Origin of the sequence: Lacihabitans sp. CS3-21, assembly GCF_024343675.1 — a bacterium.
Lineage (GTDB): Bacteria > Bacteroidota > Bacteroidia > Cytophagales > Spirosomataceae > Leadbetterella.
Window position 1 is genome coordinate 1 of the sequence record NZ_RJUD01000017.1, and the last position, 16,744, is coordinate 16,744.

The window sequence follows — 16,744 nt, forward strand, 5'->3', positions numbered from 1 at the left end:
AACCTCCTTCGACTTCGCTCAGGGCGAGAATTAACCAATTAACCCCCTTCGACTTCGCTCAGGGCGAGAATTAACCAATTAACCCCCTTCGACTTCGCTCAGGGCGAGAATTAACCAATTAACCTCCTTCGACTTCGCTCAGGGCGAGAATTAACCAATTAACCTCCTTCGACTTCGCTCAGGGCGAGAATTAACCAATTAACCCCCTTCGACTTCGCTCAGGGCGAGAATTAACCAATTAACCTCCTTCGACTTCGCTCAGGGCGAGAATTAACCAATTAACCTCCTTCGACTTCGCTCAGGGCGAGAATTAACCAATTAACCTCCTTCGACTTCGCTCAGGGCGAGAATTAACCAATTAACCCCCTTCGACTTCGCTCAGGGCGAGAATTAACCAATTACACATTCCACCAATAAGTAAATTTCAACACAATGGCCCTGTTTTTTGGAGCAAAAGTATCTGCAAAATAATTGTCAGTATAAACCAAATAAAGGTCAGAAGCTGGGCTATAACGCCATTGGAATCGGGTGTTGATATTGAAGTTATTTGTTTGATTATTATACTGCATAAAGTTGGTAAAAAACATCTTGTTGCTAAGTGTAACATCCAGTCTAGGCCCAAGCAACCAAAGGTTATGGGTGGTGTTTTTCAGAGCTTCTGGTAGCCTTTTATCTTGTTCAAAACTCAACTGGTTGAAGTTGCTTTTCAAAGCAATAGAAACATAAGGTTGGAATCTATATGCCACTTCAGCGTCCAGTCTTAGTCTCTTTCCCTCCGCATAATAGCCTCCATATCTGGTTTCAAAACCATAAGTAAATACCGATTGAGGTTTAGAGGTAAACATGGTTCCCCAAGATTTCCAAGTATGTACTTGGTCTGAATCTAAATATAATTTTTTATATCCAGTTGGGTCAAATTTGCCTGTTAGTTTAACAAAATCTGCGGCTGTCCAAACTGTAAAAGTTGCTTGTGTTCTGAGGTTAAACTTATAGAAAATCACATTGGTGTTTTCGTTTTTGTCAAATTTATCTTGTGAAAAATAATAAGAAAGCATCACATTTGGCCCATGGGAGAGGATTTTGCCACCTTTTGGGAAAAATAAATAGGCAGCTTCTGGTCTGATATGAATGTAATTATTTCTTCTTACAAATCCCACTTCATTGGCCTTCACATCCATATCTACCGACTCCATGGTGCCAGATAATATGAATTTCTTGGTAGTTCTTGAAACAGTGAGTGAAGCTACATTATTCTGTCCCTTGATTTCTGGCGAAAATGTCTTGAACAAGAAGGCTTTTCCTAGCCATTTGTTGTCTGCAGAGGCCAAATAATATTCTAAGCCGAAAGTTCTGTTGAAATCCGCCAATTTATTAGTTGAATCATGATTTTTCCGTAAAGTGGTTTCTCTGTCTACATAAATAGCACCAATATACGACCTCTTGAAGATCTTCCTTTGAGTCGATAATACCGTATAATTAGAGCCAGCCACGCCATCTGAGTTTTTGCCAGTCAGCATATTCATGCCACCGATTCTCCAATTGTCATTGAGTTTTCCAGAAACCTTAGAACCGTAATATATTGGAGCGTCTAATCCAACTCTTCTGGAGAAAAATGGACGCAAACTTGCCGAACCAAAATTGTTAAAAATATCACCATTTTCTATGAAAAATTGCCTTCTTTCTGGAAAAAATAACTCGAAACGGTCAAGATTGGTTTGTTGAACGTCAACTTCTACTTGAGAAAAATCTGGCAAAACTGTTAGATCAAGATTTAAGGATGAAGTAAGTCCGAATTTTGCGTCAAAACCAGCTCCAAATTCACCTTTTGCGTCAGTTTTTGCCTCATGATTTTTGCTGATTCCGGTTGTAATAAATGGAATCACACTGATGTTGGCACCTGGTGATGGGGGAGGAGTATCCCAAACCAAATTGCCCGTAAACGCCAAAGATGCCGTTGGAAACTGCCTTGGAATGGGCGTCCAAGACGACTTTTCAGTTGTTTTTAAATCCAATCGGCTAAAGTTTATACCCCAAACGGTCGTATTTTCTTTGTATCTCAAGGTTTTAAATGGAATGGCTGCTTCCCATGTCCATTGGTTTTCGTCAAATGCTACTTCTGATTGCCATTTGTTGTCCCAACTCAAATTTATAGAAGAACCACCTGACATCAAGCCATCCCATTGGCCGCCGCGGGCATTTGAACCAAAAGAAAAACCTGTGGTAAGGTCGTTGAAGGTATCGATAAAAAGTAAATCGTTGTCATTTTTGCCAAAGTTCCAGTCGCGTTTCATCGACTCCACCATGTTGGAGCCTTTTATGTAATTGTAATTTATGAAAAGTACGTAAAGATTCTTGTCGTCATAGCAAAATTTTACATCGGTTTTAACTTTGGCCATGCTGGTGTCCATGGGCAACACTTGAAAGAAATCAGTAGCTGTTTGTGCAGTTGTCCAAGCCGCATCGTCAGATTTTCCATCAATTTTTAGTTTGGAATCTACTTTTTTTATGTAGTAATTAAAATCGTTATTTTTTTTCTGAGCAAAACTTCCTGAGGCAAACATGAAGAGCATTAAAAGGCCTAAATGATTTTTTGACATAAATTTATTCGTAGTTTTGCTGTAAAATTTCAAAGCACAAAGGTAGCTTAATATTCTTTATCGGTGGAGACCTTCATCTTTAAAATCCGTATTTTTATCTACTTTTAAAAAATCAAAAATAAAATGCAAATATCTGAAAAAAAAGTAGTTACGATTACATATGAATTGTATATACAAAGTCAAGAAGACGATTACGAAATAGTAGAAGTGGTAGGTGAAGATCAACCGATGGTGTATTTGGCAGGCCACAGTGGATTACCTGTAGACTTTGAAACCAAAATGGCAGGACTAAAAGTTGGCGATGAATTTGATTTTGAACTTGGGCCGCAAGAAGGTTTTGGTGATTTTTCTGAAGATGATGTAGCTGATTTTCCGCTGGATATGTTCAAGATTGAGAATGGCGAAATCCCTGCGGACCTTTTAGAAATTGGCAATTTTGTGCCTTTTACCAATGAAGACGGAAGCCAAATTACAGGCAGAATTTATGCTGTTGAAGGTGACACAGTTCAGGTAGATTTTAATCATCCTTTGGCGGGGAAAACCCTGAAATTTGAAGGTAAAGTTATCGGAATAAGAGATGCAAGCCAAGAAGAACTTGACCATGGACATGTGCATGGAGAAGGCGGAGTTCAGCATTGATCCTTATCAAATCAATAAATAGTCAGTTCAATTTAGAGCTGGCTGTTTAAATTTTAATCCCGAAGCGATTAATTCTCTCTCCAAAACTGGAATAGTGGCAGGCCCAATTCCATGTAAATTCAACAAGTCTTTTTTTCTCCAATGAGATAATTCTTCTAAATCCGTTATTCCTTTATTTTCAAGTGCTCTGCGGACAGGAGCTGATACTTTTGAGAGAAAAGATTCCTGAGGTTTTCTGACGTTTTCACAGATTGGACAAACCAGACAATCACTGGATTTGAAATATTTATGTCCACGAATACAAATTCGTTCGCTTTTCTCCAATTTTGCCATAGATATTTGTCTTTTATCTTCCTCCCGTAGCTAAATAGTAGATTTTTGGAATATACTTTTTTGACAGAAATCCTACTGATAAACTCAAAACGATGGTCAGGATAGGTGCCAAAATATATACTGAAAAAGAAACATGTTGGCTATTACCTAGTATAAAAAATAAGCTTTTTTTTGTGATGGTAAGCACAGGTTCGTGGAAGGCATAAAGAAAGAAAGAGAAATTAATAATAGGGTTTATTGTTGCGATATTTATCTTGCTATGTAATTTATCGTAAATCGTCCAAATGGCGATAATGCCTACCAAAAGCGTGCTTTTGTTTAGAACGGACATCCAAAAATCAAAAATACTAATTCCTTGAAACAGAAAAATGGAGTTAATTATTACAAGTAAAATCCATAACGAAAATAGCAAATAAGCATACTTTTTTCCATCGAACATAACTAGTTTATCGAAAATTGCTAGATACCCACCTGACATAAAAAACAACAATGAATCTGTGTTGATGAATCCGTAAAAATATCCAGAAATCCATGGTATAAATGCGAGCAAAATAGCTAAACCTCTTAGGTATTTTATGGCAAAAAAAAGTAAAGGGGAAAAGACTACCAAGATCATCAAATCTCTTAAAAACCACAATTGAAATGGAAGAGGATTAAATAAAAAAATTTTCAGAATTTCTTCTAAAGGCATATCTTTTATCAAGCCATTGGTAAAAAAGTTTTGAGCCATTGGAAGGGATTGTAATATAGAATAAAATACAAGACCCCAACATGACCAAAACAAATACGGAATAAGAATTGTCTTTATTCTTTTGCTGATTTTATTTTTAAATTCGGAGAACGTTCCTTTAATATTTAAGAAATATAAATAGCCAGAAATTATAAAAAATAGAGGAACTGCAATTCGAGCTATACCTTGGGTAAAGAAATCTTGAATGAAAGAATTATAACCTTTTGGCACAATAATATTTCCTGAACTTAGGTTGATTACCATGTTGTTTGCATGTAATATCACCACCAAAATCATGGATATAAAAGATAATACAGTAAACTTTCTACTTAATTCTTTATTCATATAGGGTCTTTAGAAACTTACTTTCTTTTTATTTCAAATTCCACCCTTCTGTTTTTGGCTTGCCCTTCAGTAGTTGTGTTAGAAGCGATTGGCTTGGCTTCGCCAAAGCCAACACTTTTTACCCTATCTAGGGCTATTTTTTTGATAACAAAGTAATCTCTTACGGCATCGGCTCTTTGTTGCGATAGTCTAAGGTTGGCTTCAGCTGATCCAACGTTGTCTGTATGACCTTGGATTTCAATAACCATTGTCGGGTTTTGTCCCATTACAGATATCATACGGTCTAATTCGAAGTAGGATTCTGGCTCAAGGGTCGCTTGTCCAAATTTAAAAAAGATATTGTATAACTGCACTGTCACACCAGTTTGTATCGGAGCAATGGCCAAGTCAAGGTCTTTTATTTCTTTAAATGCCCCTTGAATGGTCAAATCTATATTTTTTGAGACTGGTATAAAATCCTTGGCTTCTGCTCTTATTGCATATCTATTTCCATAAGGAAGTGAAATTTTATACTCGCCAGTTACAGGATTTGAGTCCGCAACGCCAAGTTCCTCACCGCTGTCCAGATCCTCGTAAATAATTCGGGCTTCTGCAGGTTTGCCTGTCTTTTGATCTTTCACTACCCCACTCAACAATATGGTGGGCGTTGGTGCCAAAACAGGAATATCTTCTTTTTTGTCTGTGTCTTTTTTGGTGTCTGAATTTTTTGAAGCTGTCAATGCGGCATCGTCAGAGGCTTTCTTAACTTCTTCTTTTAATCTAATTTTAAACAAATCGGATTTACCTACGGCTTTGTTTTTACTCGACATGTAGCCAAACTCTCCTGAGGCTTCTATTGAAAAATACATCTCGTCTTTGTCAGAGTTAATTTCTTTGCCCAGGTTTATGGGCTTGTTCCAGCCAGTCCACGATTTACCTTTTCTTTTGCTTACCCAAATGTCAAATCCACCTTCTCCATTTTTTCTATCAGAAGCAAAATATAGCGTATTGTTGTCTGCAGCTAAGAAAGGAGTAGTTTCTGAACTTGTAGAATTGATATCATTGCCTAAGCTTTCTGGTTTTGACCATTTTCCGGCCTTGTCTAAAAGGCTGATGTAGAGATCGTCTTCTTTGGAGTTTTTCTTTTCACTAAATGCCAAAATTAACACCTTGCCGCTGTTGCTCAAAAAGGCAGTTAGAAACTGGCCTTTACACATAGCATCAAGTTTTGGTATGTCCAATTTATTGGGTTGTTGCCAAGCTGTTCCTTTCTTTTTACTTATAGAAATTCCCACCTCGTCCGTCTTTCTACCATTTGTATATACGCCCCGAATCAATGCTGTATTGCCATCGGGCGTGATACTGAACAAATCATTATATCGGTCTTTGTTTATGGTATTGGGCATTTTGCGTGCTACCGCCCAGCGTTTGTCGCTCATCAAATCCGAAAACCAAACATCGTTGCTGCCTTCTTTGCCAAAGTTGTTAGATGGATGGCTTACCCGCACAAAATACAAAGTTTGGCCATCTGGAGCAATTAGTGGATGTATCTCGCTGTATTCTGTATTTACCGCACCGCCTAACGTCTCTACTTTTTGGGCAAATGTTTGAATATAAGTTAATATTACAGTACAAAATAGCAGAAATCTCATTTGTGAATTGGAAAAGTTAGCCAAATTTGACAATTGTTTTGAAACAAAAAAACGAATTTTGTTTAAAGTATCAAACGGAAGTTTCTAAGAAAAATTACATCAGAAAGCTTTAACCGTTTCTATGAAACATTTTACCTTTTCTGGGTCTGTATCTGGGTAAACACCGTGACCCAAGTTCGCTATATATTTCTGTTTTCCAAATGCTGAAAGCATGGTTTTGGTATGCTTCTCAACTTCTGCCATCGGTGCATACAATACACAAGGGTCGAGATTCCCTTGAAGAGTTTTTTTAGGAATTAATTTCCTGGATTCAGAGATGTCCATATTCCAGTCTAATCCCACTACATTACAGGCTGTTTTGCCTATTTCTTCTCTAGCAAAAAACGCTCCTTTGGCAAAAACTGTTATCGGAGCTTCGTTAATAGCATTGCATATTTGCGAAATATATGGTAAAGAAAATGCTCGGTATTGCTCAGGTGATAAAATGCCAGCCCAAGAATCAAATATTTGTACCAAATCTGCTCCATGAACAATTTGAGCTTTTAGGTATCCAATAGTAGCTTCGGTGATTCTCTGCAATAGAGCGTGAGCCAACTCCGGCTCAGAATACATCATTTTTTTTGCTTTCGAAAAAGTCTTTGACCCATGACCTTCTACCATGTAGCAAAATATTGTAAACGGAGCACCAGCAAAACCTATCAAAGGCACTCTTCCGTTTAGTTCTTTTTTTACAATATCGATAGCATCCAAAACATAAACCAAATGGTCAACTGGGTTTCCTTTAGAAAGTTTATCTAAATCTGCTTTGGTTTTTATGGTTTCTGGGAAAAACGGACCTTTGGCCTCAATCATTTCATAAGGCAAACCCATGGCTTCGGGAACCACCAATATGTCTGAGAAAATAATAGCGGCATCAACTCCTAAAATGTCAACAGGTTGAATGGTGACTTCTGCGGCCATTTCAGGGGTAGTGGCAAGTGTTATGAAACTTCCTGCTTTTTCACGTACTTTTCTATATTCTGGGAGTATTCTACCAGCTTGACGCATCATCCAAACGGGAATTCTCTCTACTTGCTCGCCTTTGGCGGCTCTTAAAATCAAATCGTTCTGTAATTTCATATTGCAAAATTACGCACAATATTATTTTTTGGATGAAAATAACTTGAAAAGATAAGCTTGAATAAAAAAAAATGCCCCAGCGTTGGGGCATTCTCAAAAACGTTGTCTAAAAATTATTATCTGTTAATAGCTAAGCCATCTTGCGACCTTACTGGATAGATATGGTGTTTTGCTTGTACTTTTTCAAGTTCTTTTTGCAAATAACCAGCTGGATAAAATCCTTTGAATTTTCCGAGCTGACCATTTTTTGAGTCATAAACCAACATGGTGGGGAAAACATCAATAGAAAATCTATCTACAATTTCCATCCCATCAAACGTATCAATATCCACTTTATAGACTAAAAAATTTTGGCTCAAATAAGCACCCAATTCTTTGTCAGTAAAAGTCTCTTTGTCAAGTTTTTGACAAGGAGCACACCAAGCTGCCCAAAAATCTAAAATTATTGGTTTTTTCTGTTTCTTCGATTCACGTATTAAGTTATCGAAACTTCCTTTGTAGAACCCAAAGTTTTCTGGTTTAGAAACTTTGAAAGATGCCAAGCTAGTGAAGGCAATTGTAATTATTAAAAAAGCGAAAAGTTTTTTCATGATGCTATTATTTTATGCTCATTTAATACCTTGTCAATAACCTTGCCAAAGTTTAAAATGATTTTTATTAGGAAAGTTTACAAGGGTAAATTTATTTATAATATTTTAATCTTGTGCATTTTATGCGTAAAAAAAAGTCTAACATTTTTCAATGTTAGACTTTTTTGTTTTTAAGCGGTAGCAATTTTTTTTTTAATGAAAACTACACTTTCCAAACCCATCCGAAGGTATCAGCTACTTTGCCTGTTCTGATATCGTTTAAGGCATTTTTTAATCTTGTAGATAATGAATTTTCGGTGATTGCGGGAAGTTCATAATCTCTTCCTTCAAACCCGATGGCCGCAAATGGTGAAACCACAACAGCTGTTCCCGCTCCGAATACTTCTGTCACAGATCCATTGGCTATACCTTCTATAATCTCTGCAACAGGCACTCTTCTTTCTTCTACCTCAATATTCATTGATTTGGCCAATTGTAATAAAGTATCTCTGGTGATACCTTTTAAAATTGTAGTACTTACTGCTGGAGTTATCAATTTTCCATCCTTAACAAACATCACGTTCATTGTTCCAGATTCTTCAAAATATTTATGCTCAATCGCATCTGTCCAAAGTAATTGTGTATAACCTTGTTCGGCAGCCAATTTTGCAGGATAAAGTGAAGAAGCATAATTTCCTGCACATTTGGCGTAGCCAACTCCACCAGGAGCTGCTCTTATGTATTCAGTTTCTACTTTTACTTTAGGAGGAGTTGAGTAGTATTTACCAGCAGGGCTCATGATAATCATGAATCTGTAGTTTTGAGAAGGCCTTACACCCAAATACACATCACTGGCAAACATAAATGGCCTTAGATACAATGAATTGTCTTCCCCTTTAGGAACCCAAGCTGAATCTATTCTCAAAAGTTCCTCCAAACCTCCGATGAAGATTTCTTCTGGAACTTGAGCCATACACATTCTTTCGGCTGAAATATTAAAACGTTTGAAATTTTCTAATGGCCTAAACATCAAAACCTCATCATCTTCATTTTTAAAAGCTTTCATACCTTCAAAAATAGATTGACCATAATGCAGCGAAGCCAAGGCTGGATTGTAAGCGATATCACCATAAGGCAGAATTTCAGGAGTTTGCCACTCGCCATTGACGCAATCCGCCACCAACATATGGTCTGTAAATAATGTACCAAACGAAATATTGTTTGGGTCTAATTGATTTACTCTGCTTTGTTCTGTAAGCTTAATTTTGATGTTCATTGTCGCTGTTTCCATTGTACCTTGTTTTAATTAGAGTTTGCAAGTTATTTATTTTTTTTAAATTAGTTGTCAAAGCAATTAATTTTTCTCAAAAATTGGGATAAAAAAAATGCCTGAAGGTGATATTCAGGCATTTAAAGTTTCTTTTTTTTATTTTTGACCAGGCAATTTTTCTATATACATATCTCGTATTTCAAGTTTCGGATTTTCCAAGGGATAGGCAGAATTTAGGACATCTACCTTTTTAATTCCCTTTATTCGGGCATTAGCATTAGAGCTGCTTGCCGCAACTCCCGTTATTTGCTGTATAGCTACCGATAATAAGGTCTCGTTTACGTCACCAAATGGCATAAACGGAATAGCATTGTCTGTAACTTTAAAAGTAGGAGTGAATCCATCTTTTGAACCATAGTCAGATTGTCCAAGGGAGTTTACAGTTCTTAACACTATAGGTTGCATTCCCCATTTCCAGCGTTTTTTGTCGTCAGAAAGCGTTATAGAACCTACGTTTTTGCCATAAGTATTGTCTCCAATAAGGATCACATCCATATATGGCTTTAAGTTATTGATAACCAATTCGCTGGCAGAAGCGGTTCCTTTTGAAGTGAGTACAAAAACCCTATTAAGTGATCCAAGGTTATTGGATTCATTTAGCCAATCTGTGTCAAATACATCGTTTCCATATTTGCTTTTGTAAGCCGAAGTCATCTGGGTATTCCACTCCTGTTTACTCATCAATGTACCAGGCTTTAAGTTTTTTACAATCAACGAACTGATGATATCAGAAGATGAGATATATCCGCCTCCATTATATCTCAAATCCAGAACTAGCTCATTAACCCCTTTACTTTTAAATTCTTTGAATACATTTCTAATGTCGGCATCATATTTAGTTAAGAATTGAAGATAAACTAGATACCCAATTTTTTTGTTTCCCTTTTCGATTATAGAATAATGCTGAATTGGATTTGTCTGAACTTCAGCTTTTACCACGTCTACGGTTTTACTGTTGGCCACAATTTCTGAGCCGTTGTAATCCCCAAGTGTAAACTTAAGATTGTCTGGCGAAAATGCTGCACTGTAGTTTTCTGAGGTCAAATCTTGGCCATTTACTTTAACTATAAAGTCACCTCTTTTTATTCCTGCCTTCTCAGCTGGTGAACCTTTCAGCGAATAGGCCACAGATAGAGCTACTTTGGTTTTTTCAGTATTTGCATAAAATGGTGTGAATCTAATACCCACTACTTTGTTTATGCCTTGTAGAGATGCCGTAAGAGCTTCTACATCTTCTTCAATCCAAGAAAAACGATCTAAATCTCCTGGCTTTACCAAAATAGACTCAAAATAATCCGCTGGAGCTAGCTTGTTGTCAGAAGCAGTTTTGGCCACCATTTGGTTTTCCCAAAGGTAATAATTCTTCATTTCATCAAAAATCCAGCTATTTACATCGGCATTCGGATTTGTGGTATTTGAAGTGTTGTCTTCATCTTTAGGGAAGATTTCTGTCAACTTTTTACAAGAAAAGGATACGGTGACCAGTATAATTAAACTCCAATATTTGATTTTCATTCTTTAATTGTCTTTTTCAATAATACGTAAAACTAATATCAAAAGTTGTTTCAACTAATATTTATATTAAATTTTGACTTTTATATCAACAATTAAACCATCAATGTCGGTATTTGTTTTTAGATATTATGTTCTAAATGCCAGAGAAGTTTAACTTTGTAAAAAATAGTATTGAAAATGCCTTTGATAGAACCTTTATACAAAATTGTTGAGTTGTGTGCTTTGCATGGCATAAAAGAAGCCATAATTTGTCCGGGTTCTAGAAGTGCAGCCCTTACTTTGGCTTTTGCGAGAAATGCCAAAATAAAAACAAGCGTCATTGCAGACGAACGTTCTGCAGCGTTCATAGCCTTGGGCATGGCTATGCAGTCTGCCGAAACTGTTGCTTTGGTGTGTACTTCAGGTTCTGCGGCATTAAATTTCGCTCCAGCCGTTGCAGAGGCTTATTTTCAAGAAATTCCCTTGCTCATTCTTACCGCCGACCGTCCTCCAGAATGGATTCATCAATATGACGGACAGACGATTTTTCAAACAGAAATCTATGGAAAACATGTTAAAAAGTCAATTAATATGCCAGTGGACTATAACCACAAAGACGCTCAGTGGCAGATAGAAAGGATTTCGAACGAAGCCATTAATTGCACCCAGTCTGTACCAAAAGGCCCTGTTCATATAAATATTCCGATTCGTGAGCCATTTTATCCTGAAACTAATGAACGTATTTTTCCTAATGTTAGCAATGTTAACTTTTTGAAAAAACATGCCCACATTGATACAAATGATTGGAGTGATTTATTAGAAATTTGGGACAAATCTGAGCGGAAATTGATTGCCATAGGCCAAAATGCTGTCGATTTAAATGATGAATTGTCGGGATTAATGGAAGAAGAAAATGTAGTGATATTGGCTGATATTATTTCAAATGTTTGTGTGGATGGAAAAATAACGAGTCATGATCTTTTTTTGAACAAAATTGAAGATTTGGTACCTGACTTACTCATAACTTCTGGTAAATCTTTTATTTCAAAATCTTTTAAGCAGTTTATCAGAAGCCAAAAGCCAACTTATCATTGGCATATTCAGGAGCACCCCGATTTGATAGATCCTACCCAATCTATAACTCATAAGATTGAGGCTGATCCAAAGTATTTTTTTAAAGAACTTTTAGAAAGTTTGGAGGCCAGAAAGTTGAAAAATGGGGATGATGATGAGGAGAATGATTATTTGTTAGAATGGATAGACTTAGAGGAAGCTTCGCTGAGATATTTAAATAAATTTCTAAATAATGTTGATTTTGGAGAATTAAAAGCCACTTCCATGCTTTTGGAATCTATTTCTTCTGAGAATATTCTGCATTTGGGTAACAGTATGCCAGTTCGATATGCCAATATTATGGGTGGAATTTCAAAAGAAGAATTTGAAGTTAGCTCCAACAGAGGTACGAGTGGAATTGACGGTATAGTGAGTACTGCAATTGGTCAAGCCATGAAAACAGATAAGATGGTGATTTGTTTGGTAGGAGATGTCTCGTTTTTTTACGACAGCAATGCCCTATTTTTTGGAGATATTCCACATAATCTAAGAATTGTAATGATAAATAATGGAGGAGGTAATATTTTTAGGATAATTGATGGGCCGTCTAAACAAGAAGAATTGGAAAGTCATTTTGTGACAAACCAAACCAGAAATGGAGAAAGCATAGCCAATGAATCGGGTATTAGATACTTAAAGGCCACCAATATGATAGAAATGGCTTCGGCACTTGAAATCATAATTAAGGGCGACCCGAGAGCCGCCCTTTTGGAAGTTATTACAGACGGCGAAGCCGATGCTGAAATATTTAAAGCTTTAAAAACAGGTTTTATTTTATAAACGATACTCCTTGCGTTGGATTTTCGAGAATCCATTCGGTAGTAACTGCAGTTATCTTTTTGTCTTTTGAGTTTAAATAACTTGACTCTACAGGTAGTTTTATACCTAATTTGGTGTCTTCATATTTTTTATGATCCAGTGTATGCGTAATTCCGTTCACAATCCAAATTTCTCTCAACAACAATCCATTTGCTTTGTCAAAATAGTATTCTCTTTTAATTCCTGTTTTTTCAATGGTCAATTTCGAAGTTACTTTTCCATCAATCGTTACATCTTCAATCGCTCCGACGAGCTTATAGCCTTTTGATTCATAGTTATAAAATGGCATCAATCCATCTTTAACTTCAAGCAATAGGTCAGCCTTTTCTTTTTCGTTTAGGTCTTTGGTTGTGTAGGTTGGAGCCTTGTCACGACTTCCCATAGGTATTTTAAGCCATCCAGCGTTTCCGTTCAAAACATAATAAAAATCACGGTCAAGGATCGATTTCTTTCTAGAAAACTTGTTTTCACTACTAACTATGGTCACTTCTTCATCATAATCTGTGGCAGCGTTGGCTTTATAAGCTCTTTTGTACTGAAAAGTATTGATAGTGGAAATTTTATTTTCACCACCAGCTGCGTTTAAAAATTTGTCTACCACTTCAGCTGCAGTTTGGGCTTCTACAAATAATGGAAAAGCCGCCATCATGATTAAAATACTTAGTTTCTTCATTGTTGTTGTATTCTTTTGATTCAAATGTAAGGTCAATATTTTCATTTACCTTTTAAAAATCTTTGTTTAACTTAATATTAACGCCAATCAAGATCCGTTTATTGGTTTTTTCCATTTGCTGTTGATTTTTTTCATTTGAATTTCCATCTCATAAACCTTTATAAAAATAATAATTATAGAATTTGAATTAAATTATTAAATTTGGATACTATTATTAACCTCTAAAACCTGTACTATGAAAAAAACTATTATCGCCGTATTAGTCGGAGCACTTATCTTATTTATTTGGCAATTTATTTCTTGGGGTGCTGTAAATCTCCATTCTGGGATGCAGCAATATACCCCAAAGCAAACTGAAATTTTGAAATACCTGGGTGATAACCTAGAGGAAGGTTTTTATTATTTGCCAGGCTCGGCACCAGGAACATCGCAAGAAGAAATGCAAAAACAATATGAAGATAGCAATGGCAAACCTTGGGCTCAAATTTATTATCACAAAGCATTAGATACCGCCATGACTATGAATATGGTAAGGGGTCTGATTGTAGATTTGCTGGCTGTTTTTCTCTTGGTTTTTCTTATTCAAAAAATGGGAAATGCAAGTTTTCAAACTATTGTTTTATCAGCTTTATCGGTGGGCTTAATAGGTTACTTGTCAGTTACTTATGTTAATTCTATATGGTTTCAAACCAAAACCCTCATTGATTTGCTCGACGCAGTAGTAAGTTGGGGTGCCATAGGTCTTTGGTTGGGATTTTGGTTGAGAAAAAAGTGATTTTGAAATAATCTGTATAAGAGAAAAGGAGCGAATGCTCCTTTTTTATGAAACGCTTTAACCCTTTTTGTGATTTTTTTTCTTATAATCTTTGCATTAACTTTTTGATAGCTAATGGCTTCCATTCTGCAAAGTCCCCAACTAAAATGTGTTTTCTAGCCTCGCTTACCAACCACAAATAAAATCTAAGATTATGTACACTTGCAATTTGAGCTGCCAACATTTCTTGGCATTTGTTGAGGTGTTTTAAGTAGGCTTTTGAATAAAAAGTGCTTACATATCCGCCCAATTCTTGGTCTATGGGGCTGAAGTCGTCTTCCCACTTTTTGTTTCTGATATTAATGATTCCTTGGGTCGTAAACAACATCCCATTGCGGGCATTTCTGGTGGGCATTACGCAGTCAAACATGTCAGTTCCGAGGGCAATTCCTTCCAAAATATTCTCAGGAGTTCCGACGCCCATTAAGTATCTTGGTTTTGATTCTGGCAGAATGCCGTTCACAATTTCAAGCATTTCGTACATATCTTCGGCGGGCTCACCTACAGATAAGCCACCAATAGCATTTCCTGGTTGGTCTTGGGAAGCAATAAACTCGGCCGACTGTATTCTTAAATCTTTAAAAACGCTTCCTTGAACTATTGGAAAGAGGGCTTGGCTGTGGCCATATTTAGGTTCGGTTTCGTTTATTCTTTTCACACATCTTTCTAGCCATCTGTGCGTCAAATGCATTGATTTTCTTGCGTATTCGTGGTCGCAAGGATAGGGCGGACATTCGTCAAAAGCCATAATGATGTCTGCACCGATTACCCTTTGAATGTCCATCACGTATTCAGGTGTAAACAAATGCTTGGAGCCGTCAATGTGTGAGTTGAAATAAACGCCTTCTTCGGTGATTTTCCTGATCTCTTTCAGACTAAATACTTGATAACCACCGGAGTCTGTTAGTATAGGTTTGTGCCATCCGTTAAATTTGTGCAGACCGCCTGCTTTTTCTAAAATATCAAGTCCAGGTCTAAGGTATAAATGATATGTATTACCTAATATTATTTGAGCCTCAACTTCTTCTAGTAATTCTTTGGTATGTACACCCTTAACCGTTCCTGCAGTACCAACAGGCATAAAGATGGGTGTCAAAATTTCGCCATGATCCGTAGTTATTTTGCCAGCTCGGGCCTTGGTTTTATTGTCTGTTTTTTGAAGTTCAAATTTCATTTTGCAAATTTCAAGCATTATCTGCTGATTAACAAGCCTTTTTTCAAATTGCGGTTTTGTAATTGCTACCTTTTAAATTGATCATATTTGAAAGATTCTAAAAAAGGAATAGTATTTTTGCAGAAGTTTCCATTAAATCACGTTAGCATTGGAGTTTATTTTACCTATAATATTCTTTGTTGCATTGTCTGTGCAGCTTGTATATGTACTTTTTATATTCACCAAACTCGTAGTTCACAACGATTTTGAGACCATTACTGATCTGCCACCGGTAACTATCATAGTTGCAGCTTCCAACGAACTTCAAAATCTACAAGAATTATTACCTATTTTAGACACCCAAGATTATCCAAATTTTGAAATACTGGTGGCTGATGATAGGTCAAGTGACGGTACTTATGACTATTTGCTCACCAACGAGGGAAATATTAAAAGGCTACAGTTTTTGAGAATTCTGGATCTTCCTCAACATTTCACGGCCAAAAAATATGCTGTCACCATGGCTATTAAAAAGGCTAAAAATGATATTTTGCTTTTTACTGATGCAGACTGTAGACCAGAAAGTGATCAGTGGCTGAAAATTATGGTTACTCAAATGGATGCTGGGAAGGACATTGTTTTGGGTTTTTCCAAATATAAGTTTATGCCCGGAGCTTTGAATGCACTTATAAGATATGAGACTTTTCAGACGGCAGTTCAATATTTTTCTTTTGCACTAGCTAAGGTTCCTTATATGGGAGTTGGAAGAAACTTGATGTATAAAAAGTCGCTTTTTTGGAAAAATAATGGGTTCACAAGGCACTTTGGTTTGTTAAGTGGTGACGACGATTTGTTTATAAATGATGCCGCCACAAAAGATAATGTAGCCATTTGCATAAGTGAAGAAGCTGCAACTAACTCTATTCCGAAAGAAACTTGGGAGGAATGGTTTGTTCAGAAACGCCGACATTTGTCAGTTGGTAAACGTTACAAGTTTAAAGACAAATTAAACCTCGGACTTTTGTGGATGAGCGAATTGATTTCTTGGTTTTTCTTTGTACCCATATTTTTTATTAGGCCAGATTGGTTTGAAGCTCCTGAATGGTCTCGAATTCCGAACGATTTCTTGAAACAATACGGGCTGGCTCATTGGTATCCGTTCAATGATTGGATGAGATTGATACTTTTTGTGTTTTGTGTTTGGCTTGTTATTAAATGGATAGTTTTGGCGAAGGCTAATAAAAAATTGAGCAATACCATCAAATCATGGAAAATCCCGTACTTCGATTTTCTGTATGCAGTTTATCTTTTTGTATTTGGCATCATTACCTTATTCTCCAATCCTAAAAAGATTAAGTGGAGGTAAGGTTTCATAATTCGTTTCT

14 protein-coding genes are annotated in these 16,744 nt (G+C 36.5%); 4 read left to right on the forward strand and 10 right to left on the reverse strand.

Annotated elements, in window-relative coordinates; genetic code table 11:
• Positions 1 to 398: 398 nt before the first annotated feature.
• Entirely contained in the window at positions 399 to 2,597 is a 2,199-nt protein-coding gene (locus tag EGI24_RS11120) for a DUF5916 domain-containing protein (RefSeq protein WP_255048471.1), read from the reverse strand.
• Between the two features lie 123 nt (positions 2,598 to 2,720).
• Between EGI24_RS11120 and EGI24_RS11125 the strand changes: the two genes are divergently transcribed.
• Positions 2,721 to 3,236, forward strand: coding sequence for a peptidylprolyl isomerase (locus EGI24_RS11125; RefSeq protein WP_255048472.1), 516 nt, complete (start codon positions 2,721 to 2,723; stop codon positions 3,234 to 3,236).
• Positions 3,237 to 3,263: 27 nt separating this feature from the next.
• On the opposite strand, the gene EGI24_RS11130 is transcribed toward EGI24_RS11125, so the two are convergent.
• The 7 genes from EGI24_RS11130 to EGI24_RS11160 all read right to left on the reverse strand — a co-directional run bounded on the left by EGI24_RS11130 (position 3,264) and on the right by EGI24_RS11160 (position 10,808).
• On the reverse strand, positions 3,264 to 3,569 hold the full coding sequence (locus EGI24_RS11130) for a hypothetical protein (protein ID WP_255048473.1): 306 nt from the start codon (positions 3,567 to 3,569) through the stop codon (positions 3,264 to 3,266).
• Positions 3,570 to 3,582: 13 nt separating this feature from the next.
• On the reverse strand, positions 3,583 to 4,644 hold the full coding sequence (locus EGI24_RS11135) for an acyltransferase (RefSeq protein WP_255048474.1): 1,062 nt from the start codon (positions 4,642 to 4,644) through the stop codon (positions 3,583 to 3,585).
• 17 nt (positions 4,645 to 4,661) lie between these two features.
• The gene (locus EGI24_RS11140; RefSeq protein WP_255048476.1) at positions 4,662 to 6,275 is read right to left on the reverse strand and encodes an OmpA family protein; all 1,614 of its coding nucleotides are present in this window, start codon (positions 6,273 to 6,275) and stop codon (positions 4,662 to 4,664) included.
• Between the two features lie 99 nt (positions 6,276 to 6,374).
• On the reverse strand, positions 6,375 to 7,394 hold the full coding sequence (hemE, locus tag EGI24_RS11145; protein ID WP_255048477.1) for a uroporphyrinogen decarboxylase: 1,020 nt from the start codon (positions 7,392 to 7,394) through the stop codon (positions 6,375 to 6,377).
• A gap of 116 nt (positions 7,395 to 7,510) precedes the next feature.
• Entirely contained in the window at positions 7,511 to 7,984 is a 474-nt protein-coding gene (locus tag EGI24_RS11150) for a thioredoxin family protein (protein ID WP_255048478.1), read from the reverse strand.
• 202 nt (positions 7,985 to 8,186) lie between these two features.
• Positions 8,187 to 9,254: a branched-chain amino acid aminotransferase gene (locus EGI24_RS11155; protein ID WP_255048480.1), complete on the reverse strand. Its 1,068-nt coding sequence runs from the start codon at positions 9,252 to 9,254 to the stop codon at positions 8,187 to 8,189.
• Between the two features lie 135 nt (positions 9,255 to 9,389).
• Positions 9,390 to 10,808, reverse strand: a complete 1,419-nt coding sequence (locus EGI24_RS11160; RefSeq protein ID WP_255048481.1) for a S41 family peptidase — start codon at positions 10,806 to 10,808, stop codon at positions 9,390 to 9,392.
• Positions 10,809 to 10,985: 177 nt separating this feature from the next.
• Between EGI24_RS11160 and menD the strand changes: the two genes are divergently transcribed.
• Entirely contained in the window at positions 10,986 to 12,680 is a 1,695-nt protein-coding gene (gene menD, locus EGI24_RS11165) for a 2-succinyl-5-enolpyruvyl-6-hydroxy-3-cyclohexene-1-carboxylic-acid synthase (protein ID WP_255048482.1), read from the forward strand.
• Here the strand turns inward: menD and EGI24_RS11170 are convergent.
• Positions 12,670 to 13,392, reverse strand: a complete 723-nt coding sequence (locus EGI24_RS11170; protein ID WP_255048483.1) for a hypothetical protein — start codon at positions 13,390 to 13,392, stop codon at positions 12,670 to 12,672. The genes menD and EGI24_RS11170 overlap by 11 nt on opposite strands.
• Positions 13,393 to 13,627: 235 nt before the next feature.
• On the opposite strand from EGI24_RS11170, the gene EGI24_RS11175 reads away from it, so the two are divergent.
• A complete protein-coding gene (locus tag EGI24_RS11175; protein WP_255048485.1) occupies positions 13,628 to 14,167 on the forward strand; it encodes a hypothetical protein in 540 nt (179 codons plus the stop codon).
• 82 nt (positions 14,168 to 14,249) lie between these two features.
• On the opposite strand, the gene tgt is transcribed toward EGI24_RS11175, so the two are convergent.
• Positions 14,250 to 15,380 (reverse strand): tRNA guanosine(34) transglycosylase Tgt, encoded by a 1,131-nt coding sequence (gene tgt / locus EGI24_RS11180; RefSeq protein ID WP_255048486.1) that lies wholly within the window; start codon positions 15,378 to 15,380, stop codon positions 14,250 to 14,252.
• A 148-nt stretch (positions 15,381 to 15,528) separates the two neighbouring features.
• Here tgt and EGI24_RS11185 point away from each other — a divergent pair, with 148 nt between their 5' ends.
• Positions 15,529 to 16,725: a glycosyltransferase gene (locus EGI24_RS11185; protein ID WP_255048487.1), complete on the forward strand. Its 1,197-nt coding sequence runs from the start codon at positions 15,529 to 15,531 to the stop codon at positions 16,723 to 16,725.
• The last annotated feature ends 19 nt before the right edge of the window (positions 16,726 to 16,744 follow it).

Coding starts and splice junctions, on each gene's coding strand:
- EGI24_RS11140 (WP_255048476.1), bottom strand. CDS start 6,275: ATGAGATTTCTGCTATTTTGTACTGTAATATTAACTTATATTCAAACA.
- EGI24_RS11175 (WP_255048485.1), top strand. CDS start 13,628: ATGAAAAAAACTATTATCGCCGTATTAGTCGGAGCACTTATCTTATTT.
- EGI24_RS11170 (WP_255048483.1), bottom strand. CDS start 13,392: ATGAAGAAACTAAGTATTTTAATCATGATGGCGGCTTTTCCATTATTT.
- hemE (WP_255048477.1), bottom strand. CDS start 7,394: ATGAAATTACAGAACGATTTGATTTTAAGAGCCGCCAAAGGCGAGCAA.
- EGI24_RS11125 (WP_255048472.1), top strand. CDS start 2,721: ATGCAAATATCTGAAAAAAAAGTAGTTACGATTACATATGAATTGTAT.
- EGI24_RS11160 (WP_255048481.1), bottom strand. CDS start 10,808: ATGAAAATCAAATATTGGAGTTTAATTATACTGGTCACCGTATCCTTT.
- EGI24_RS11120 (WP_255048471.1), bottom strand. CDS start 2,597: ATGTCAAAAAATCATTTAGGCCTTTTAATGCTCTTCATGTTTGCCTCA.
- menD (WP_255048482.1), top strand. CDS start 10,986: ATGCCTTTGATAGAACCTTTATACAAAATTGTTGAGTTGTGTGCTTTG.
- EGI24_RS11135 (WP_255048474.1), bottom strand. CDS start 4,644: ATGAATAAAGAATTAAGTAGAAAGTTTACTGTATTATCTTTTATATCC.
- EGI24_RS11155 (WP_255048480.1), bottom strand. CDS start 9,254: ATGGAAACAGCGACAATGAACATCAAAATTAAGCTTACAGAACAAAGC.
- tgt (WP_255048486.1), bottom strand. CDS start 15,380: ATGAAATTTGAACTTCAAAAAACAGACAATAAAACCAAGGCCCGAGCT.
- EGI24_RS11130 (WP_255048473.1), bottom strand. CDS start 3,569: ATGGCAAAATTGGAGAAAAGCGAACGAATTTGTATTCGTGGACATAAA.
- EGI24_RS11150 (WP_255048478.1), bottom strand. CDS start 7,984: ATGAAAAAACTTTTCGCTTTTTTAATAATTACAATTGCCTTCACTAGC.